The sequence below is a fragment of the Cognatishimia activa genome (assembly GCF_026016445.1).
GTDB lineage: Bacteria > Pseudomonadota > Alphaproteobacteria > Rhodobacterales > Rhodobacteraceae > Cognatishimia > Cognatishimia activa_B.
The window spans coordinates 151997-172288 of the sequence record NZ_CP096147.1; the positions used below are offsets into that span (position 1 = coordinate 151997).

Below are 20292 nucleotides of genomic sequence, written 5' to 3' on the forward strand. Positions count from 1 at the left end.
GTTGATTTCTTAATCAGGTGCTTTTTAGATCAAGGTTCAGGATTGAAATTGCTACTGTCCCATGATTGTTTGCACCTTGTGAACTAGGACGCATCCCATGGAAACCCTCACCCCTTACCTTGCCTATATCGCCGCGCTCGGTATTGCCGCCGTCATTCCCGGTCCAGGGATTGCCGCCTTAGTTGGGCAGGCGCTTGGGGGAAATCAGCGGGCGTCTTCGATGTTTTTGGCCGGGATCGCGCTGGGGGATGTGACCTATTTGACGGTTGCGGTCGTAGGATTGGCAGCGATAGCGAAAGCTTTCGCAGGGGCATTCATCATAATCAAGTTCCTCGGCGCGGCCTATCTGCTCTATCTCGCCTACAAATTCTGGACAAGCGACGCCGGGTTGACGCGTGTGCAGAAGGCAAAAAACCAATCAGACGGTGGGTCGTTTCTGGCGGGCTACTTTGTGACGCTCGGCAACCCGAAAACCATCGTGTTCTACCTTGCCCTGCTGCCCACGGTTCTGAACCTCAACAACGTGCATGTCGCCCAATGGGCGGTTCTGTCGGTGCTGACCATTCTTGTGATCTTCGCGGCGCTGGCGCCCTATATGCTGCTCGCGTCCAAGGCGCGGAATATGATGACTCAGCCCAAGGCGCTGAAGCGGCTCAATCGTTTTGCGGCAGCGTTTATCGGCGGGGCAGGGTCTTTGATCCTCGCCGAAGCTGCTCAAGCAGCCATTCGGCGCGCATAAGGAAAGAGCGGCTATTGCGCCGCTCTGATCACTCTACCCATTTGTAATTGAAGCTGACCGAGATGCGCTCGTCTTCGGCCATGTTCATCGGCACTTCGTGGCGCAGCCAGCTTTCCCACAAGAGAACGTCACCCACATTGGGCTCCATGTAAATGAAGTTCTTCATCTCGCGACGCGCGCCCTTCAGGCGGGCTGGGGCGCCCATCATCATTGCGTGACGCGGATCTTCGAGCTTTAGCGCGCTGGTGCCTTCGGGCATGGAGACATATGTCGTGCCGGAGATTACAGAATGCGGGTGAATGTGAGAACCGTGTGAACCGCCTTCGGGCAAGATGTTGATCCAGAGGTCTTCAAGCTCCAGTTTGCCTTCGCCCAGATCAAACTCGAGGTCTTTGGCGAAGGCCGTGACGTGTTGGTCCAGTACTTTTACCAGGTCAGCAAAGATCGGAAAGCGCCAGGGGAGGTCGGTGAGCGACGCATAGGATGTGTAGCCCGGGTAGCCCTGTTCTTCGCACCAGGCGTGGCCCGCTTCGTCGTCTTCAGCGATGACGATGCAGGAGGTCTCTAGTTCTTGCGCATCGATGCTTGGTTTGAATTCCGAAAGCGCGGCGCGGTAGAGGCGGGTGACGAAGAGTGATTCAATCTGTGACATGGCGTTTCTATAGCGCGCGGGGGCAGCGCGGAAAACCTTTGCATGACACGCATCTTTTAAAGCTGCTGAAATCGTGTGGCAGTAATGATGGGGCATGTTGCGACGAACGATTGATTTGCTCCTGCCTGCGCTGTTTCCGAGCTGGCGGTTTTTTAAACAGGTAGGGCCGTCTCCGCGCGTGGAATACCGCGTGCTCACGGGTGGGTGCGAAAGTGAATGGCGCGAAAGCCACCCGATCCCTGAGAATGTTGGGTTAAAGCGCATGGTGCGTCGGATGTTTTGGAACCCCGCAAGGAATACACAGCTTTATATGGTCTCCCTGTCTGAACGACTGGTGTCGGGGCTGGTGGAACACTCTGCGGCGGAACTGAACCGGTTGATTGCTGAGAAGATTGGCGAGCAGGATGGAGAGCTTCAGTTCCGACTGATGTTCATGGCGCCCGAAGGTGATCAAATCGTTGGGACTGTGGTCTATGAAAGCGAACCCGTGGCTTTGCAGGAGCTGCGCGTATGAGTTTTGACGCGATGATGCGGCTGACCGAAGTGATGCTGGCGCTGGTGATCCTGCAGACTTGTGTTGAGCACTACTGGATGGGCCGGGATCGGGTTTTGTTTGCCGCGCGGGCCTTGGCTTGTGTTTGGCTATTGGTGGGATGGCAGAGCGGCGGCGCTGTTGGCGCGCTTTGGATCACACATCTCATTCTGCTGCATCGGTTTGGCGGGCCTTATAATGGCGGCGCGGATAAGATGACGATGCTAATCACCACTTGCCTCGGCGCAGCGCATCTCTTTCCAGCGTGGCAAGAGCTGGCGATGGCTTATCTGGCGGTGCAACTGGTGCTGTCTTACTTCGTATCGGGCTATGTGAAACTTGTGAACCCGGAGTGGCGGTCGGGGCAGGCTTTGGTCGATGTGTTTCGCTTTTCGGCCTATCCTGTGTCGGAACGGCTGCGGGGCTGGGCGGATCAGCCAAGATTGCTCTGGTTGATGAGCTGGAGCGTGATTGGCTTTGAGGTGATTTTCCCGCTGACCCTGCTGCATCCGTTTGCACTACTTGGTGGGATGGTCGTGGCGGGGACCTTCCATCTCGCCAATGCGTTCCTCTTTGGCTTAAATCGGTTTTTCTGGATTTGGCTCTGCGCCTATCCAAGCCTAATCTGGTTTCAGGATCGGATATTCGGTTAACTTGTCATTTAGCTAATAAATATTGGGATTTTCCGATTCTTTTCCTTGCCCTAACCACGCGACACTCCTATAGAGGCGCATCTCACGGATTCCCGGCGACGGGATTCGCGTGTTTTGTTTTGGTCCACCAGATCAAAGGGTCACCCTGAACATATCGTCAGGCGCCCTCTGGTGTAAGAAAGGAATAGGCGACATGAACGCCAATGAACTTCGCGAGAAGTCCGCAGATCAACTGCGTGAAGAGCTCGCAAACCTGAAAAAAGAAAGCTTCAATCTGCGCTTTCAACAGGCAACCGGTCAGCTGGAAAACACTGCAGGCATCAAAGCGGCTCGCCGCAACGCTGCACGCGTGAAAACCATCCTGAACGAAAAAGCCGCGCAAGCCGCAGAATAAGGAGCTTTGAGATATGCCTAAACGTATTCTGAGCGGCGTTGTCACAAGCAACGCAAACGAACAGACTGTAACTGTTTCTGTAGAGCGTCGCTTTACACACCCAGTTCTGAAGAAAACCATCCGTAAGTCCAAAAAATACCGGGCTCACGATGAGAAGAACGCTTTCAACGTTGGTGACAAAGTCAAGATCATTGAGTGCGCACCAAAGTCGAAAACGAAACGTTGGGAAGTTCTGGAAGCTTAAGTCACACTTAGCTTCCCGGACGACTTAACAAAGTCGAAACCCTAGGACCAAATGGCACGCATCGCCGGTCCTAAAGGTCGGGAGAAACCACATGATCCAGATGCAAACAAACCTGGATGTTGCTGACAACTCCGGCGCTCGCCGAGTTCAGTGCATCAAGGTACTGGGTGGCTCCAAGCGTAAATACGCTTCTGTAGGTGACGTTATCGTCGTCTCAGTTAAGGAAGCCATTCCACGTGGTCGCGTTAAAAAAGGTGACGTCCGTAAGGCCGTTGTCGTACGCACCGCTAAAGAAGTTCGTCGTGAAGACGGTACAGCGATCCGTTTCGATCGCAACGCTGCAGTGATCCTGAACAACGCAGGTGAGCCAGTGGGTACACGTATCTTTGGCCCAGTTGTTCGTGAACTGCGCGCAAAGAACTTCATGAAAATCATCTCACTCGCGCCGGAGGTGCTGTAAGATGGCTGCTAAGCTGAAAAAAGGCGACAAGGTCGTCGTTCTGGCCGGCAAGGACAAAGGTAAAGAGGGTACAATCTCTTCCGTTGATCCGAAAGCAGGCAAAGCAGTGGTAGACGGCATCAACATGGCCATCCGCCACACCAAGCAAACCCAGACGTCTCAGGGCGGTCGCCAGCCTAAGGCTATGCCGATCCAACTGAGCAACCTGGCATTCCTGGACGCAAACGGCAAAGCAACTCGCGTTGGCTTCAAAGTAGAAGACGGCAAAAAAGTTCGCTACGCAAAAACCACAGGAGATGTGATCGATGCTTGATAACGCTGACTACACTCCACGTCTGCAGTCTCTGTACAAAGACAGCATCCGTGCCGCTCTGAAAGAAGAGTTCGGCTACAAGAACGACATGATGATTCCTAAGCTGGAAAAAATCGTTCTGAACATCGGTTGCGGTCGTGCGGCTGTGAAAGACTCCAAAAAAGCCAAATCCGCTCAGGCAGATCTGACTTTGATCGCTGGTCAAAAAGCGCTGACAACTGTTGCGAAAAACTCCATCGCTGGCTTCCGTGTTCGTGAAGGCATGCCAATGGGTGCAAAAGTGACACTGCGCGGCGAACGCATGTACGAATTCCTGGATCGTCTGATCACCATCGCGATGCCACGCATCCGCGACTTCCGTGGTGTGAAGCCATCCTTTGACGGTCGTGGCAACTTTGCCATGGGCCTGAAGGAACACATCGTCTTCCCAGAAATCGATTTCGACAAAGTCGACGAGAACTGGGGCATGGACATCGTAATTGCAACCAACGCTAAGTCCGACGCTGAAGCAAAGAGCCTGTTGAAAGCTTTCAACATGCCATTCAACGCTTAAGCGCGGGAGAGGATATCATGGCTAAAAAATCTATGATCGCACGCGAGAAAAAGCGCGAAGCTCTGGTTGCTAAATACGCTGCCAAGCGCGCTGAACTCAAAGAGATCGCAAACGACGAAAGCAAGCCAATGGAAGAGCGCTTCAAAGCGCGTCTGAAACTGGCGAAACTGCCACGCAACAGCTCTGCAACTCGTTTGCACAACCGTTGCCAACTGACAGGCCGTCCACACGCTTACTACCGTAAGCTGAAGGTCAGCCGTATCGCGCTTCGGGAACTTGGCTCCAACGGCCAGATCCCAGGCATGGTTAAATCTAGCTGGTAAGGAGAGAACATTATGAACGATCCTATCGGTGATATGCTGACACGCATCCGCAACGGTCAAATGCGCGGCAAGTCCACAGTGTCTTCCCCTGCATCTAAACTGCGCGGCTGGGTTCTGGATGTACTGGCTGACGAAGGCTACATCCGCGGCTACGAAAAGACGACTGATGCAGCGGGCCACCCGGCTCTTGAAATCAGCCTGAAATACTACGAAGGCACCCCTGTTATTCGTGAAGTGAAGCGGGTTTCTAAACCTGGCCGTCGCGTTTATATGGCTGTCAATGACATCCCAACCGTCCGTCAGGGCCTGGGTGTGTCGATTGTCTCCACCTCTAAAGGTGTGATGTCGGATGCAAACGCTCGTGCCAACAATGTTGGTGGCGAAGTGCTTTGCACAGTCTTCTAAGGAGAAGCTGAATGTCTCGTATTGGTAAGAAACCGGTCGAGCTGCCAGCAGGCGTTACCGCCTCTGTCTCCGGCCAGACGATCGAAGTGAAAGGTCCAAAAGCGACCCACAGCTTCACCGCAACCGACGATGTGACACTGGCTGTCGAAGAGAACGCAGTTACTGTGACTCCTCGCGGCAAGTCCAAGCGCGCACGTCAGCAGTGGGGCATGTCCCGCACTGTTGTTCAGAACCTTGTTACCGGCGTAACCGAAGGCTTCAAAAAAGAGCTGGAGATTGTTGGTGTTGGTTACCGTGCACAGATGCAGGGCAAAGTCCTGAAACTGGCGCTGGGTCTGTCTCACGACGTTAACTTCGAAGTTCCAGAAGGCGTTACGGTCACTGCACCAAAGCCAACTGAGATCATCATCGAAGGCACCGATCCACAACTCGTTGGCCAAGTCGCGGCAAACATCCGTGAATGGCGTAAGCCAGAGCCTTACAAAGGCAAAGGCATCAAATACAAAGACGAGTATATCTTCCGCAAGGAAGGTAAGAAGAAGTAAGGACCAGCAAAATGGCAAACAGCAAACGGGAACTGTTCCTAAAGCGCCGCCTGCGCGTCCGGAACAAACTTCGCAAGGTCAACGTTGGCAAGCTTCGCTTGTCCGTGAACCGTTCGAACAAGAACATCAGCGCACAGCTGATCGACGACGTTCAAGGTATCACCCTGGTATCTGCTTCCTCTCTGGAAAAAGATCTGGGCGTAGTTGGCAAAAACAACATCGAAGCAGCGTCCAAAGTTGGCGCGGCAATCGCAGAACGTGCGGTCAAAGCTGGCCACACCGAAGCGTACTTCGATCGCGGTGGTCGTCTCTTCCACGGCAAGGTGAAGGCTCTGGCCGACGCTGCGCGTGAAGGTGGCCTGAAAGTCTAATCGTTGCGGAGGGCGCCTCGGTGCCCTCCCGATGATCCGGGTCGGGTTGGTTGTGCCTGCCTGACACCAGGATTGGATTTAACGGCGCCGAACGCGCCAGAAATTAAAGGAATGCCAAATGGCAGAACGTGAAAATCGTCGCGGCCGCGGCCGTAAGCGCGAAGAGGAAACTCCTGAATTCGCAGATCGCCTGGTTGCGATCAACCGCGTCTCTAAGACCACCAAAGGTGGTAAGAACTTTGGCTTTGCAGCTCTGGTTGTTGTTGGTGACCAAAAAGGTCGCGTAGGCTTCGGCAAAGGTAAAGCGAAAGAAGTACCTGAGGCGATCCGCAAAGCGACTGAGCAAGCAAAACGCCAGATGATCCGCGTCCCTCTGCGTGAAGGCCGTACTCTGCACCACGACATCGAAGGTCGTCACGGCGCAGGTAAAGTCATCATGAGGACTGCACCTGAAGGTACTGGTATCATCGCCGGTGGTCCAATGCGTGCGGTATTTGAGATGCTGGGTGTGAAGGACGTTGTTTCTAAGTCCATCGGTTCTCAGAACCCATACAACATGATCCGCGCAACCATCGACGGTCTGAAAGGCGAAGCAAGCCCTCGCCAAGTGGCTGCTCGTCGTGGCAAAAAAGTTGCTGACATCCTGCGCAAGGACGAAGCACCTGCGGAAGCAGAAGCGTAAGGAGACCGGACAATGGCTAAAACTATCGTTGTTAAGCAAATCGGTTCCCCGATCCGTCGTCCAGCTGACCAGCGCGCGACTCTGATCGGTCTGGGTCTGAACAAGATGAACAAAACCCGTGAACTGGAAGACACACCTTCCGTACGTGGCATGATCAACAAGATCCCACACATGGTGAAAATCATCGAAGAAAAAGACTAAGTCTTTCTCGCTTAAGTGATTGAAAACGCCCTCGGATTTCCGGGGGCGTTTTCTTTTTTGAACTTTTTTCATTTTCTCGGGAATAAACTTGGATTGCGCGGCGTATGTCTTGTACCTGCACCACGCAGGGCAACCCATTAGGAGCCATTAGGAGCCCGCCATGACCCGTATTTTAATGATCACCGCCGCAGCTGTTTCCCTGTCTGCATGTTCCGCTTACGCCGCGGGCCACGCATCCTCGGATGTGAAAACCTCTGACGCAGGCTATTTCACAGATGGCCATGACATGACGCTTTATACATTCGACAAAGACGAAGCAGGTAAGTCAAACTGCTACGCGGGCTGCGCCAAAGCATGGCCACCTCTGCTGGTTGAAAGCGACAAACCGCTACCGGCTGGGTTCAGTGTAATCTCTCGTAAAAACGGCGATCAGCAGATCGCGTACAAGGACCAGCCTCTTTATCTCTGGATCAATGACAAGAAGCCTGGTCAAACCACGGGAGACGGCGTGAAAGGCGTTTGGCACATCGCTAAGCCTTAACTTACCTAATAACCGGCTGGTTTCCCCGAACCAGCCGGTCCATTCTATCTCCATCGATTGGTAAAGGTGTTTTCAGTGTCATTTGACAGCCAGCTAAAAGATGCGCTTCCGCATTTGTGGAGATATGCGTTTTCCCTGACGAGGGATCGGGCGATGGCCGACGACTTGGTACAAGACTGCGTTGAGCGTGCCATTCGCAAACGCAGGCTTTGGGATAAAGGCCAACCTCTGCGCCCATGGATTATGAAGATCTTGCTGAACGTCTTCAGAGATCGCTTTCGTGCCCGTAATCGATTGGCAGAAGTGCCCTATGACCCGGAATATAGCGGAAGCGTTGAAGATCGCAGTGTCGAAGATAGATCTGAGCTGAATGCTGTGATTTCTCGCATGCAGAGTTTGCCGGAAACACAGTTGCAGGCTCTGCAACTGGTTGCCTTCGGTGGATTAACTTACGCGGAATGTGCTGAGGTTCTAGCTGTCCCGACAGGTACCATCCTCTCGCGCGTGGCGCGTGCGCGCGCTAAACTGAACCAAGATCAATCTCAAGCCGCCCCTACACTCAGGAGTGTCACATGACCGACTTCAAAAACATCGAAGAACGTCTCACCGCTTATCTGGATGGTGAAATGAGCCCGGAGGAGCGCGCGGCATTCGAAGAACAGCTAGAGCAAGATCCTGCTTTGTCAGAGCGGGCCGCCTCGTGGGGGCAAACCGATGATCTCCTGCAGTCGTTGGTGCCGGCCCCGTCAGACACCCATATGCAGGGGCTTCTGACGGCCAATCAGACGTCAGAACCCCGATGGGCGAAACGCCATATTGCAGCGGCCCTTCTCACCTTCATTGTTGGCGGGGCGGGGGGGTATGGCATCAACCTGATGACAACACCAGATCCGCAGATTTTGGTGGTGCAAGCGACGATTGATGCTGCCGACGCGCACCGGTTGTTCACGGCAGAGGTACGCCATGCGGTGGAGGTCAGGGCGGATGAAACCGAACATCTGCAAACATGGCTGACCAAGCGTATGGGCCGCGAGATGACGGTGCCACAGCTTGAAGACCATGGTTTCAATTTCGTAGGCGGGCGCATGTTGCCTTTCGAAGGCAAGGCGGCTGCGCAATACATGTATGAAACAGCGGAAGGGGAACGGCTTACCCTGTTTATGGCGCGTACCAACGACGAGGCTCAAACGTCTTTCCGATTTTTGGAAGATCAAGACCTCAACACCATCCGCTGGCAGGAAGGTCCGTGGGTTTTTGTGGTCGTTGCGCCTGTTGAGAAGGAAAAACTCTCTCCAATCGCTGCCAAAATGCACGAAACGCTTATTTAAGCTGCAGTGCAGAAACAGCCATGCTGCACATGCATAACGGCCAGACCGTAATGTGCGTTGTTTGCGGTAACAGCGCGTTCTATCTGTGTGTCACGAGGAGAAACAAAGTGAAACTCACCGAGAAATAGGTCTCGGTCCTCTTTTAAGGAAACGTGAAAATGGCAAACGTAGCAACAACTTCTTACAACGCCATCAGCTTCGCAGACCGCATCCGCGCTGCATACGAAGACTTCAAAGCAGCACGCGCCCTGCGCAAGCAGTATGTCGAAACCGTTCGTGAACTCGAAGACCTGTCTGACCGTGATCTGGCAGACCTGGCGATCTCTCGTTACGATATCACTCGCATCGCTCGCGAGCACGTCTACGGCGCATAAGTCAGCCGAGACAAATTGGAATTTCACGCCTCCCAATCGGGGGGCGTTTTGTTTTTTGAGCAAATGAATATAGGCATGGTGCCAGAGAAGGTCTGTTGAAAGCCACTTGTCTCCGATGCTGCAAGCTGCGTGCCCATAGCCAATCGAGCTTCCAATAGTTAGAAGACATCATATGCAAGACTTTCAAGACGTTGAAAATCAGGATTTCAGTGTGGACCTCTTTTGGTCCATGCGTAGTCCGTACTGCTACTTTCTCATCGACCGATTGATCGAGTTGAGACGACAATACAACGTGAACATAGAATTCAAGGTGATCTATCCGATAGCAATCCGGGATCCGAATTTCTTTTCAAAGCGGGCTTCGAAACACTATCGATCCTATCATTTGCTGGATAGCTCAAGGGTCGCTGAAAGGCTTGAAATTCCTTATCGGCGTCCGATACCGGACCCAGTTGTTCAAGTTTTAGAAACCGGCAAAATTGCTAGCGAACAACCCCATATTCACTTGATTACGCGTCTTGCCCAACTGGCGGCAGAAGATGGAAAAGCGCTGGACTTCCATGATAAGATTTCCCGCCTGATTTGGAACGGAAAGACGGATGGTTGGAACGAAGAACACCATCTGGAACGCGCTTTGATGAGTGCCGGATTTAAACCTTCAGAAATGATCATTCGCGCCAATCAAGAAGCGCAACGTATTGATGCTGCAATCGATAAGAACCAGGCATTGCACGATGCGGCGGGCCATACTGGCGTACCGTTGTTTTCCTTTCGGGGAGAACCATTTTTTGGTCAAGACCGCTTCGAAGACCTAAAATGGCGGTTGCTGCAGGCAGGAGTTCAAAGCCAACATTAATTCCTGAACTTGTATGAGGCAGTTCTTTTACTGGGTGGTTGTGTCCGCACGACGAAAATAATGCTGCAACGCAAAGCAGGCATTTGATTCGCTGAACTGATCTACAGCTTTGTCTTTAAAGCCGGGTTTCACAAACCCTTCTGGCGAGGCCCTGCATCAATGCTTGATTCCCCAAAAGACTCCGCATATACGCGCGCAGTGGCTTTCATTTGCCACAGAATCACAAACCAAGAAAAGCCGTGTTTGGCCCGCTTACGCTTCAGGGGTCAGTTCCGGCAAGGAGAAGCGATATGAAACTGCATGAATTGCGTGACAACCCAGGTGCCGCCAAGAAACGTATGCGCGTTGGCCGTGGTCCGGGTTCCGGCAAAGGTAAAATGGGTGGCCGTGGTATCAAAGGTCAGAAATCCCGTTCCGGTGTTGCGATCAACGGTTACGAAGGCGGCCAAATGCCTTTGTACCAACGTCTGCCTAAGCGCGGCTTCAACAAGCCAAACCGCAAGGCATTCGCTGTTGTAAACCTGGGCCTGATCCAGAAATTCATCGACGAAAAGAAACTGGACGCATCCGCACCTATCACCGAAGAAGCACTGGTAGCTTCTGGCCTGGTGCGTCGCGTGAAAGACGGTGTTCGTGTTCTGGCAAAAGGTGAAATCACCGCAAAAGCCAACATCGAAGTCACCGGGGCGTCCAAATCCGCTGTTGAAGCTGTTGAAAAAGCAGGTGGCTCTCTGAAGGTCACTTCCGCGCCAGCGGCTGAATAAGAGGTTGTGAGCGCAGACACATGCGCTTACATACACTCTAGTTTTCCTATTTGACGCCGCCGGAGCTGGAAAACGCTCTTGGCGGCGTTGTCATTTGAAGAGAGATCCGAATGGTATCTGCAGCAGAGCAAATGGCGGCCAACACAAGCTGGGCCGCGCTTGGTAAAGCGACCGATCTTCGCAACCGCATTCTGTTCACCATCGCGCTTTTGATTGTTTATCGTCTGGGAACCTACATTCCGGTACCCGGCATTGACGCAAACGCGCTGCGTGAGTTCATGGAAGGTGCGGCGCAAGGCATCGGTGGCATCCTGACCATGTTCACCGGTGGTGCGCTGGGTCGTATGGGCATCTTTGCTCTGGGCATTATGCCGTATATCTCGGCGTCGATTATTGTTCAGCTTTTGACATCGATGGTTCCTGCGCTGGAGCAACTGAAAAAAGAAGGCGAGCAGGGTCGCAAGAAAATCAACCAATACACCCGCTATGGTACGGTTTTCCTTGCGACATTGCAGTCCTACGGTCTGGCGGTCTCTCTGCAATCCGGTGATCTTGTCACGAACCCAGGTACGTTCTTCCTTGTGTCCTGCATGGTGACACTGGTTGGCGGCACCATGTTCCTGATGTGGCTGGGTGAACAAATCACCGCGCGCGGCATCGGCAACGGTATCTCGTTGATCATTTTCGTTGGCATCATCGCTGAAGTTCCAGCCGCTCTGGCACAGTTCTTTGCCTCCGGTCGTTCCGGTGCGATCAGCCCAGCGGTTATCGTGGGCGTGATTGTTATGGTCGTTGCGACCATCGCGTTTGTGGTCTTCATGGAGCGTGCTCTGCGCAAGATCCACATTCAGTACCCACGCCGTCAGGTCGGTATGAAGGTCTACGACGGTGGTTCATCCCACCTGCCAGTAAAAGTGAACCCAGCCGGCGTTATCCCTGCGATCTTCGCGAGCTCACTGTTGCTGTTGCCAACCACGATTTCGACCTTCTCTGGCAACCAGACCAGCCCGATCATGTCGACCATTCTGGCCTATTTCGGACCTGGTCAGCCTCTGTATCTGCTGTTCTTCACAGCCATGATCGTCTTCTTCGCCTTCTTCTATACGTTCAACGTATCTTTCAAAGTGGACGAAGTGGCGGACAATCTGAAAAACCAGAACGGCTTTGTACCTGGCATCCGTCCGGGCAAGAAGACCGCCGAGTATCTGGAATACGTTGTGACGCGCATTCTTGTGCTGGGTTCCGGCTACCTTGCGGCAGTTTGTCTCCTGCCTGAGATTCTCCGTGGCCAATTGGCAATTCCTTTCTATTTTGGCGGGACTTCGGTACTGATCGTTGTTTCTGTGACCATGGACACAATCCAACAGGTCCAGAGCCATCTGCTGGCACATCAGTATGAAGGTCTGATTGAAAAATCGCAGCTGCGTGGAAAGGGTTCTAAGAAGCGCGGGAGAAAGGGAGCTGCTCGTCGATGAATATTATTCTGCTTGGCCCTCCGGGTGCCGGTAAAGGAACGCAGGCAAGCCATCTGGTTGAGACCCGCGATATGATCCAACTGTCCACTGGTGACATGCTGCGCGAAGCAAAAACCAGCGGTTCTGAGATGGGCAAGAAGGTTGCGGCCATTATGGACGCAGGCGAGCTGGTCACAGACGAAATCGTGATCGGTCTGATCCGCGAAAAGCTGGAAGGCAACAAGAAGGGTGGGTTCATCTTTGATGGTTTCCCACGCACTTTGACCCAAGCCGATGCTTTGGAAGAGCTGCTGGAAGAGACCGGTGAAAAGCTGGATGCTGTGATTGCGCTAGCTGTGAACGACGAGGTTCTGGTGGACCGTATCGTTGGCCGTGCAGCGGAAGCTGTGGCTGCTGGTGGTACAGCCCGTGCAGACGATAACGAGGAAAGCCTCAAGATCCGTCTGATGGAGTACTACAAAAAGACCAATGCGCTGATCGGCTACTACCACGCAAAAGGCAACCTGACCTGGGTCGATGGTCTGGCGGAGATCGACGCAGTGAAAGCAGAGATTGCAGAAGCGCTGGGTTAAGGTAGATCCAAGATAGTTTCAGAGAGCCCCGCGTAGAAATACGCGGGGCCTTTTTTCAGAGCGTTGGACACCCGGTGACCCCACCATCAACGACTAACTCCTGTCCCATCACAAACTGGCTTTCTTCTGAAGCAAGATACAGGACAGAAGGGACTACATCTGTGACCTGTGCCATCCGTCGCATCGGGATGCTCGCGGATACGGCTTCTTTGACCTGATCAAACGCTTCTCCTTCCAAGCCCATCTTGGCAAAGATGGGAGTCTCAGTAGGGCCGGGGCTCACGGCGTTCACACGGATACTACGCGGTGCAAGTTCTGTGGACAAAGTTGAAACGAGAGATTTGGCCGCTGCTTTGCTTGCTGAATAGGCGGCGGAATTGGGCTCTCCCATTTGGTTTGCGATCGAAGTTGTTAGGATGATACTCGATCCCGCGCTCATGATCGGTAGCGCCTCTTTGATCGTGTTGAGCACACCAAAGAAGTTCACTTCCATTACCCGTCGAAAGTGAGCCGTGTCTGTCGCATCAAGCGGCAGGAATTCGGCGATGCCGGCGTTGGCGAATAAGACATCAAGCTTCCCTTCGGAGATTTTTATCGTTTCAAAAAAATCTGCCAGAGAGTCTGGTTGGGTGACGTCGGCATGGATCGGGTGAATGTTTTGTTGATCCATGTCGGTCTGGAATGCCGTAGCACTACGCCCCGCTACATAAACCGCTCCGCCTTCTTTAGCGAATGCCTTTGCAGCTCCTAATCCAATACCTGAGGTGCCACCTGTAATAGCGATGGTCTTTGATTTAAATCGCATCTGTCTTCCCTTTGCGTTCGATAGAGTTGAAGTAGACGCGAAAAAATCATTGTTGAAATTGATGTTCCAAATCTCAATATTCGCCTGATGAATAATGTAAGAAACTTAAGAAACTTAGATCTGAACTTGCTGGTGATTTTTGATGCCGTTTATCGCGAACGCCATGTCACCCGGGCTGCTGAGCGCCTAAACATGTCGCAACCTGCCGTGTCCAATGCGTTGCACAGGCTTCGACACAGTTTAAAGGATGATCTGTTCATCAAGACGCAGCAGGGGATCGATCCAACGGAGCGGGCCCACAGGTTGGCGACGCCCATTAGGGCAATCTTAAAAGAGCTTGAGGAAGTGCTGGCTCATCAATCTTTTGATCCATTCGCCTCTGACGGTGAAATCACAATTGCAGCCGTGGACTATGTGAATATTGCGCTTCTGCCAGAACTCTTGACGGTGCTTTCAAAGAAAGCCCCTGGCTTACGTGTTCGCATGATGCCAACCCATGGCCGGTCCTATGATCTTTTAGACCGCGGTGAAGCTGATATTGCATTGGCTAGCTTTGACTCGGTGCCCTCGCGGTTTCGCAAAGAGACGCTCAAAATCGAAGATTATGTCTGCGTTGTAAGATCGGACCATCCGGTGTTGTCAAAAAGCTTTGACGCAGCGGCCTATGCAGGATTGGATCACATTCTGCAAAGCCCGAAGGGTGATTTGAAGGGCAGCACCGACAAGTCACTCTCAGAGCTTGGGCTAGAGCGGAAGGTGAAACTCAGCATCTCCAGTTTCGCGCATGCACCGGAGATATTGGTTTCGACCGATATGGTGTTGACCGCGCCACGCTCTGTCGCACAAACGCTGTGCAAGGACATGCGTTTATCGATGTGCCCTTGCCCGGTCGCCGTTGATGAGGCGGCTCAAAGATTGGACATGTTGTGGCACAATCGTCTTGGGTCGCGGCCTCTTGCTGAGTGGATACGGCAAGAACTTCGCAATCTTTGATGTCATGAGGGGTTTGCAACCACGCGCAACTATGGTGCACTTACGGCGTGAACGGGGAATAGACTATGACTGATTTTTTACTACTGGCCTTTGTCTTTTTGATTGCCGGGGTGGTTGCGGTGCCGATTGCATCACGACTGGGGCTGGGCTCTGTCCTCGGATATCTGATCGCTGGCATCGTGATCAGCCCAATCTTGGCGTGGCTGCATGTGGATGTGATCTCGATCCAGCACTTCGCTGAATTTGGCGTGGTCATGATGTTGTTTCTGGTGGGCCTGGAACTCGAACCAAAACTGCTTTGGTCGATGCGGGCCAAACTCTTAGGGCTGGGTGGCGGACAAGTGGGAATAACGGCTGCTCTGGTGATGGCTGTGGCCATGGCGTTTGGGCAACCTTGGACTGTGTCATTGGCCATAGGTTTGGTCTTTGCACTCTCTTCAACAGCGATTGTTTTGCAGACCCTTGGAGAAAAGGGGCTGATGAAAAGCGATGGCGGGCAGTCGAGCTTCTCGGTTTTGCTTTTCCAGGATATCGCGGTGATCCCAATGCTGGCTTTGGTGCCGCTTCTTGCGATGCCAGAAATCATGGAAGCGATGAGCCATGCAGCTGATCATGCTGGCGATCATGGCGGAGATGATCACGGAGATGGTCATGGGTCATCTATGAGCTTGGTTGATGGGCTGCCGGGCTGGGCCGTTGCGCTTGTGACGCTCGGATCCATTGCGGTTGTTGTTGGTGGTGGGATGTTCCTGACCAGTCCGATCTTTCGTTTCATCGCCGGTGCGCAGCTGCGGGAGCTGTTTGTGGCGACCGCTTTGATGATAGTGATTGGTATTGCACTGCTAATGTCTCTCGTGGGATTGTCCCCAGCATTGGGAACTTTTCTTGCCGGTGTGGTTTTAGCCAACAGCGAATATCGACACGAGCTTGAAAGTGACATCGATCCCTTCAAAGGCCTCCTGCTAGGCTTGTTCTTCATGACGGTCGGCGCAGGTATCAACTTTGGGCTGCTGTTTGATAACCTCGGAGCCATCGTTGGGCTGACTTTGGGTTTGATGCTTCTAAAGTCTGCAGTGCTACTCGCGCTTTCCTTCGTCTTCAAAATTCAGGGCGCCGACCGCTGGCTCTTTGCCCTGGGTCTTGCGCAGGCGGGTGAGTTTGGATTTGTGCTGCTGTCTTTCACCGTCGCAAATGCTGTGATCCCCGCGGAGCTTGCCGATCGGCTGTTGTTGATCGTGGCACTCTCGATGCTGCTGACACCGGCTTTGTTCATCATCTACGACAAGATCATCGCACCGCGATATTCGGATGCTGAAGAGCGTGAGATGGATGAAATCGCCGAACATAGCGATATTATCATTGCTGGTCATGGGCGTGTTGGCGGGATTGTCAGCCGTATACTTCGCGGGGCTGGGATGAACCCGACCGTGATCGATTACAGCTCCAAACAACTTGAGATGCTGAAGGCTTTCAATGTTCAGGCCTACTACGGCGATGCAACGCGACCTGATCTGTTACATGCGGCAGGCATTCATCAAGCGAAGCTTTTGATCATAGCCATCGATAACAAAGAGCAGACCACAGAACTGGTGCACTACGTCAAACACCACTACCCGGACCTTCATGTGGTCGCGCGTGCTGTGGATCGGAACCACGTTTACGATCTCTGGGCAGCAGGGTGCCGCGATATCATACGGGACACATATGATAGTTCGCTGCGCATGGGGCGGTCTGCCATTGAAGCACTGGGTTATTCTGCTGATCAGGCGACCCGCATGGTCGATGCGTTTAACGAGTTGGATCGCCGCAGCATGTTGGCGCTGGCCAATGAATATGATCCGGCGATTCCAGCCATGGAAAACGAGGACTACATGAACGCCGTGCGCGAGATGCAAGGGGATTGGCAAGCGGAATTGGAAACCAAGATGAAGGGGATCATGGCCGGGAAAACCTAGCCAGCGATCGGGAGAATGCGGAGGGCGCGCTTGTCGCCCTCCACTTTGCTTAGAAGTCGTATTTGACGCCGAAGCTGACCTTGTTAAGGGAAATCCGATTTGGATTAACCCGGCCTGTGCCGCCAGCGACTTCGGGGATGCCGTCAAATGAGACATCGGCAACTTGTGTGAATTCGGTGAAGACAGAGAATTGGTCGTTCACCGCGTAACGCGCGCCAGCACCGAAAGAGACCGCGCCTTCACGGCGAGAGTCTGTTCTGACTGGTGGAGCAAAAGTATAGGAATTGCGCAGGTCGAAATCCAAAGTGGTGTAGCCGACGTGACCGTACAGCGATAGTTTCGGAGCAACTTCGACACCTGCCAGAATGCGCGCACCGTAGCTTGCATTCAGGCTAACATCGGTCGCAAGAACGCCGACGATGTTTCGAGAGCTTGCGTCTTCGAAGTTATAAAATGCCTCCGCACCAAGAAAGAATGGCCCGTTGCCGATATTCCGCTCGTAACCCAGTGCAAGACCTCCTGAGAAATCGGTGGTTTCGGAAAAACCGACGCCTGCTGTGTCAGGGACCGGAAGCCCGGGGGTGGAGTCGTTGCGCTCTAGTGTGTGACCGCTGGTTGTCGCGCTGATATTACCGCTGATGTAAAACCCATCAGCCTGAGCAGTCGCTGCCGACAGGCCGAGCGCCACTGTTAGGGCGAGCCCCTTATGGATGTTCATTTCAAATCTCCAACTGTTTTGAATGTAAGAAATGGATGCGCCAACGCGGTGCGAAATGGAAATCACACAGCTTCAACTGAGTGTTGGAATTTTCATTGAAAATGCGTAGATTTAACTATCGAAAACGTGTCTCGCGCGTGAGCGGTTGATCGGCCCTTGACCCACTCCCAATTCCCCCGTATTGACCCCTATCTCTATTAGAGAATCAAATTCTTGTTTTTCGGGTCGCGCCCGCGAAACAGATCACCTGATCAGCTATAGCCCGATGGCCCTAAACGCCTCGGGCTTATGTTGTGAAAAAAGGTTCTGGAGCTACGGAACCGCAACAATGAAGGACTAAGACACTTGGCACGTATCGCCGGCGTTAACATCCCGACCCACAAACGGGTCCCGATCGCCCTTACTTATATCACTGGCATTGGCCACACATCCGCTGCATCCATCTGTGAAGCAGTTGGTATCGACGCCACTCGCCGCGTAAACGAACTGTCCGACGCAGAAGTTCTGGCCGTTCGTGAGCACATCGACGCAAACTACACCGTTGAAGGTGACCTGCGCCGTGAAGTTCAAATGAACATCAAACGCCTGATGGACCTGGGTTGCTACCGCGGCCTGCGTCACCGTCGTAACCTGCCGGTTCGCGGTCAGCGTACCCACACTAACGCTCGTACTCGCAAAGGTCCTGCAAAGGCCATTGCTGGTAAGAAGAAATAAGGGGGGCTGATTAGATGGCACGCGATAAGAGAGCGCCTAAGCGCAAGGAACGTAAGAACATCGCAGCTGGTGTTGCTCACGTGAACTCGTCGTTCAACAACACCAAAATCCTGATCTCTGACGTTCAGGGTAACGCGATTTCCTGGTCCTCTGCTGGCACCATGGGTTTCAAAGGCTCCCGTAAGTCTACCCCATATGCTGCTCAGATGGCTGCGGAAGATGCTGGCAAAAAAGCACAGGATCACGGCGTAAAAACTCTGGAAGTTGAAGTTCAAGGTCCAGGTTCCGGTCGTGAATCCGCACTGCGCGCATTGGCTGCAATTGGTTTCAACATCACATCCATCCGTGACGTGACCCCAATCGCACACAACGGCTGCCGCCCACCAAAGCGCCGCCGCGTATAATTCGAATTTTAGGTTCTGGGGCCGCGTGTTTTTCACGGCCCCAGTTCGTCATTTTGAAACCTCGGGAGTTGAACCCTGATTGATCATGGGGGTTTGACAGGAATGGAGGGACGCATGATCCACAAAAACTGGGCAGAACTGATCAAGCCAACCCAGCTTGAAATCAAGCCGGGCAATGATCCTGCACGCCAAGCAACTGTTGTAGCCGAGCCTCTGGAACGTGGTTTTGGTCTGACAATGGGTAACGCGCTGCGCCGCGTTCTGATGAGCTCCCTGCAAGGTGCGGCCATCACTTCCGTACAGATCGACAACGTTCTGCACGAGTTCTCTTCTGTTGCTGGCGTTCGTGAAGACGTCACCGACATCATCCTGAACCTTAAGCAGGTTGCTCTGCGCATGGAAGTGGAAGGCCCTAAGCGTCTTTCCATCAATGCAAAGGGTCCAGGCGCTGTGACTGCGGGTGATATCTCTGACTCCGCGGGCATCGAAGTTCTGAACAAAGATCTGGTTATCTGCCACCTCGACGATGGCGCGGACCTCTTTGTTGAGCTGACTGTGAACACTGGCAAGGGCTATGTCTCTGCAGACAAAAACAAGCCAGAAGACGCACCAATTGGCCTGATGCCAATCGATGCGATTTACTCTCCGGTCAAGAAGGTCTCTTATGACGTTCAGCCAACCCGTGAAGGTCAGGTTCTGGACTATGACAAGCTGACCATGAAGATCGAAACAGATGGTTCCATCACACCAGAAGACGCGGTTGCATTCGCAGCACGTATTCTGCAGGATCAGCTGTCCATCTTCGTAAACTTCGACGAACCAGAAGCGGCTGGCCGTCAGGACGAAGACGATGGTCTCGAGTTCAACCCACTTCTGCTGAAGAAAGTGGACGAGCTGGAACTCTCTGTACGTTCTGCAAACTGCCTGAAGAACGACAACATCGTTTACATCGGCGATCTGATCCAGAAAACCGAAGCAGAAATGCTGCGCACACCAAACTTCGGCCGCAAATCTTTGAACGAGATCAAAGAAGTGCTGTCCGGCATGGGGCTGCACCTTGGCATGGACGTCGAGGACTGGCCACCAGACAACATCGAAGATCTGGCAAAGAAATTCGAAGACGCATTCTAAGAGCGTCTTGATAAATTCTGGCGGGGCATGTAAATGGCCCGCCAAATGCTCGCAGGTAGCGAGGAAAACAAGGGCAATCCTGCCCCAAGGAGAGCGACCGACACGCATCGGAAGCCAGACAAAGTACCGGCCAACCAAGGCCACCAAAGAAGGATTGAAATTATGCGTCACGCAAAAGGCTACCGTCGCCTCAACCGTACACACGAACACCGCAAAGCGATGTTCGCAAACATGGCTGGTTCCCTGATCGAGCACGAGCAGATCAAAACAACCCTGCCAAAAGCAAAAGAACTGCGCCCGATCGTTGAAAAACTGATCACTCTGGGCAAACGCGGCGACCTGCACGCGCGTCGTCAGGCAGCTGCTCAGCTGAAGCAAGACAAGCACGTTGCGAAACTGTTCGAGGTGCTTGGACCACGTTTTGCAGAGCGTCAGGGTGGTTACATCCGCGTTCTGAAAGCTGGCTTCCGCTACGGCGACATGGCACCAATGGCGATCATCGAATTCGTTGAGCGCGATGCGGATGCAAAAGGCGCAGCTGACAAAGCACGTCTGGCCGAAGAAGAAGCGGCAGCAGAATAAGAATTCTGATCTT

31 protein-coding genes are annotated in these 20292 nt (G+C 53.1%); 28 read left to right on the forward strand and 3 right to left on the reverse strand.

The features are described 5' to 3' along the window. The first annotated feature begins 97 nt into the window (after positions 1-97). Complete coding sequence (locus M0D42_RS00750) at positions 98-739, forward strand: LysE family translocator (RefSeq protein WP_265019709.1); 642 nt, start codon at positions 98-100, stop codon at positions 737-739. A 28-nt stretch (positions 740-767) separates the two neighbouring features. Here the strand turns inward: M0D42_RS00750 and M0D42_RS00755 are convergent, their stop codons facing one another. Further along, positions 768-1391: a TIGR02466 family protein gene (locus tag M0D42_RS00755; protein ID WP_265019710.1), complete on the reverse strand. Its 624-nt coding sequence runs from the start codon at positions 1389-1391 to the stop codon at positions 768-770. 94 nt (positions 1392-1485) lie between these two features. Between M0D42_RS00755 and M0D42_RS00760 the strand changes: the two genes are divergently transcribed. From M0D42_RS00760 to M0D42_RS00860, 21 genes are all read left to right on the forward strand, one after another. Further along, entirely contained in the window at positions 1486-1905 is a 420-nt protein-coding gene (locus M0D42_RS00760; RefSeq protein ID WP_265019711.1) for a hypothetical protein, read from the forward strand. Beyond that, positions 1902-2576 (forward strand): HTTM domain-containing protein, encoded by a 675-nt coding sequence (locus M0D42_RS00765; RefSeq protein ID WP_265019712.1) that lies wholly within the window; start codon positions 1902-1904, stop codon positions 2574-2576. Before M0D42_RS00760 ends, M0D42_RS00765 begins: the two co-directional genes overlap by 4 nt. 193 nt (positions 2577-2769) lie before the next feature. Next, complete coding sequence (gene rpmC / locus M0D42_RS00770) at positions 2770-2970, forward strand: 50S ribosomal protein L29 (protein WP_058313886.1); 201 nt, start codon at positions 2770-2772, stop codon at positions 2968-2970. A gap of 13 nt (positions 2971-2983) precedes the next feature. Then, entirely contained in the window at positions 2984-3214 is a 231-nt protein-coding gene (gene rpsQ / locus M0D42_RS00775; RefSeq protein ID WP_265019713.1) for a 30S ribosomal protein S17, read from the forward strand. A 91-nt stretch (positions 3215-3305) separates the two neighbouring features. Next, complete coding sequence (gene rplN, locus M0D42_RS00780; RefSeq protein WP_035248467.1) at positions 3306-3674, forward strand: 50S ribosomal protein L14; 369 nt, start codon at positions 3306-3308, stop codon at positions 3672-3674. A gap of 1 nt (position 3675) precedes the next feature. After that, positions 3676-3987: a 50S ribosomal protein L24 gene (rplX, locus tag M0D42_RS00785; RefSeq protein WP_265019714.1), complete on the forward strand. Its 312-nt coding sequence runs from the start codon at positions 3676-3678 to the stop codon at positions 3985-3987. Beyond that, positions 3980-4540: a 50S ribosomal protein L5 gene (rplE, locus tag M0D42_RS00790; RefSeq protein ID WP_265019715.1), complete on the forward strand. Its 561-nt coding sequence runs from the start codon at positions 3980-3982 to the stop codon at positions 4538-4540. Before rplX ends, rplE begins: the two co-directional genes overlap by 8 nt. Positions 4541-4557: 17 nt before the next feature. Next, the gene (gene rpsN, locus M0D42_RS00795; RefSeq protein ID WP_072791829.1) at positions 4558-4863 is read left to right on the forward strand and encodes a 30S ribosomal protein S14; all 306 of its coding nucleotides are present in this window, start codon (positions 4558-4560) and stop codon (positions 4861-4863) included. A gap of 12 nt (positions 4864-4875) precedes the next feature. Then, positions 4876-5268 (forward strand): 30S ribosomal protein S8, encoded by a 393-nt coding sequence (gene rpsH, locus M0D42_RS00800; RefSeq protein ID WP_265019716.1) that lies wholly within the window; start codon positions 4876-4878, stop codon positions 5266-5268. An 11-nt stretch (positions 5269-5279) separates the two neighbouring features. Next, entirely contained in the window at positions 5280-5813 is a 534-nt protein-coding gene (gene rplF, locus M0D42_RS00805) for a 50S ribosomal protein L6 (protein WP_265019717.1), read from the forward strand. An 11-nt stretch (positions 5814-5824) separates the two neighbouring features. Beyond that, complete coding sequence (rplR, locus tag M0D42_RS00810; RefSeq protein ID WP_265019718.1) at positions 5825-6184, forward strand: 50S ribosomal protein L18; 360 nt, start codon at positions 5825-5827, stop codon at positions 6182-6184. A 118-nt stretch (positions 6185-6302) separates the two neighbouring features. Further along, positions 6303-6866, forward strand: coding sequence for a 30S ribosomal protein S5 (gene rpsE / locus M0D42_RS00815; RefSeq protein WP_265019719.1), 564 nt, complete (start codon positions 6303-6305; stop codon positions 6864-6866). Positions 6867-6878: 12 nt separating this feature from the next. Then, positions 6879-7067, forward strand: coding sequence for a 50S ribosomal protein L30 (rpmD, locus tag M0D42_RS00820; RefSeq protein ID WP_058313877.1), 189 nt, complete (start codon positions 6879-6881; stop codon positions 7065-7067). Positions 7068-7227: 160 nt separating this feature from the next. Further along, the gene (locus M0D42_RS00825; RefSeq protein WP_265019720.1) at positions 7228-7608 is read left to right on the forward strand and encodes a hypothetical protein; all 381 of its coding nucleotides are present in this window, start codon (positions 7228-7230) and stop codon (positions 7606-7608) included. A 75-nt stretch (positions 7609-7683) separates the two neighbouring features. Then, positions 7684-8184 carry an RNA polymerase sigma factor gene (locus M0D42_RS00830; protein ID WP_265019721.1) on the forward strand — a complete coding sequence of 167 codons (501 nt, stop codon included), beginning with the start codon at positions 7684-7686 and terminating at the stop codon, positions 8182-8184. Beyond that, entirely contained in the window at positions 8181-8936 is a 756-nt protein-coding gene (locus M0D42_RS00835; protein ID WP_265019722.1) for an anti-sigma factor family protein, read from the forward strand. The genes M0D42_RS00830 and M0D42_RS00835 overlap by 4 nt, the downstream gene beginning before the upstream one ends. 158 nt (positions 8937-9094) lie before the next feature. Beyond that, a complete protein-coding gene (locus M0D42_RS00840) occupies positions 9095-9310 on the forward strand; it encodes a DUF1127 domain-containing protein (RefSeq protein ID WP_265019723.1) in 216 nt (71 codons plus the stop codon). A gap of 172 nt (positions 9311-9482) precedes the next feature. Further along, on the forward strand, positions 9483-10166 hold the full coding sequence (locus M0D42_RS00845) for a 2-hydroxychromene-2-carboxylate isomerase (protein WP_265019724.1): 684 nt from the start codon (positions 9483-9485) through the stop codon (positions 10164-10166). Between the two features lie 290 nt (positions 10167-10456). Then, positions 10457-10930, forward strand: coding sequence for a 50S ribosomal protein L15 (gene rplO / locus M0D42_RS00850; RefSeq protein WP_265019725.1), 474 nt, complete (start codon positions 10457-10459; stop codon positions 10928-10930). Between the two features lie 110 nt (positions 10931-11040). Next, entirely contained in the window at positions 11041-12405 is a 1365-nt protein-coding gene (gene secY / locus M0D42_RS00855) for a preprotein translocase subunit SecY (protein WP_265019726.1), read from the forward strand. Continuing rightward, a complete protein-coding gene (locus M0D42_RS00860) occupies positions 12402-12977 on the forward strand; it encodes an adenylate kinase (RefSeq protein ID WP_265019727.1) in 576 nt (191 codons plus the stop codon). Before secY ends, M0D42_RS00860 begins: the two co-directional genes overlap by 4 nt. Before the next feature lie 55 nt (positions 12978-13032). Here M0D42_RS00860 and M0D42_RS00865 read toward each other — a convergent pair whose 3' ends face one another. Then, positions 13033-13782 carry an SDR family oxidoreductase gene (locus tag M0D42_RS00865; protein WP_265019728.1) on the reverse strand — a complete coding sequence of 250 codons (750 nt, stop codon included), beginning with the start codon at positions 13780-13782 and terminating at the stop codon, positions 13033-13035. Positions 13783-13914: 132 nt separating this feature from the next. Here M0D42_RS00865 and M0D42_RS00870 point away from each other — a divergent pair, with 132 nt between their 5' ends. Then, a complete protein-coding gene (locus M0D42_RS00870; protein WP_265021073.1) occupies positions 13915-14775 on the forward strand; it encodes a LysR family transcriptional regulator in 861 nt (286 codons plus the stop codon). Positions 14776-14840: 65 nt separating this feature from the next. Then, positions 14841-16730, forward strand: a complete 1890-nt coding sequence (locus tag M0D42_RS00875) for a cation:proton antiporter (protein ID WP_265019729.1) — start codon at positions 14841-14843, stop codon at positions 16728-16730. A gap of 49 nt (positions 16731-16779) precedes the next feature. Here M0D42_RS00875 and M0D42_RS00880 read toward each other — a convergent pair whose 3' ends face one another. Continuing rightward, positions 16780-17448, reverse strand: coding sequence for an outer membrane protein (locus tag M0D42_RS00880; RefSeq protein WP_265019730.1), 669 nt, complete (start codon positions 17446-17448; stop codon positions 16780-16782). 345 nt (positions 17449-17793) lie between these two features. Between M0D42_RS00880 and rpsM the strand changes: the two genes are divergently transcribed. The 4 genes from rpsM (at position 17794) to rplQ (ending at position 20279) form a co-directional block, all read left to right on the forward strand. Further along, positions 17794-18162: a 30S ribosomal protein S13 gene (gene rpsM / locus M0D42_RS00885; protein WP_265019731.1), complete on the forward strand. Its 369-nt coding sequence runs from the start codon at positions 17794-17796 to the stop codon at positions 18160-18162. 14 nt (positions 18163-18176) lie between these two features. Further along, the gene (gene rpsK / locus M0D42_RS00890; protein WP_058313867.1) at positions 18177-18566 is read left to right on the forward strand and encodes a 30S ribosomal protein S11; all 390 of its coding nucleotides are present in this window, start codon (positions 18177-18179) and stop codon (positions 18564-18566) included. 114 nt (positions 18567-18680) lie between these two features. Next, positions 18681-19697, forward strand: a complete 1017-nt coding sequence (locus tag M0D42_RS00895; protein ID WP_265019732.1) for a DNA-directed RNA polymerase subunit alpha — start codon at positions 18681-18683, stop codon at positions 19695-19697. Positions 19698-19859: 162 nt separating this feature from the next. Further along, positions 19860-20279: a 50S ribosomal protein L17 gene (rplQ, locus tag M0D42_RS00900; RefSeq protein ID WP_265019733.1), complete on the forward strand. Its 420-nt coding sequence runs from the start codon at positions 19860-19862 to the stop codon at positions 20277-20279. The last annotated feature ends 13 nt before the right edge of the window (positions 20280-20292 follow it).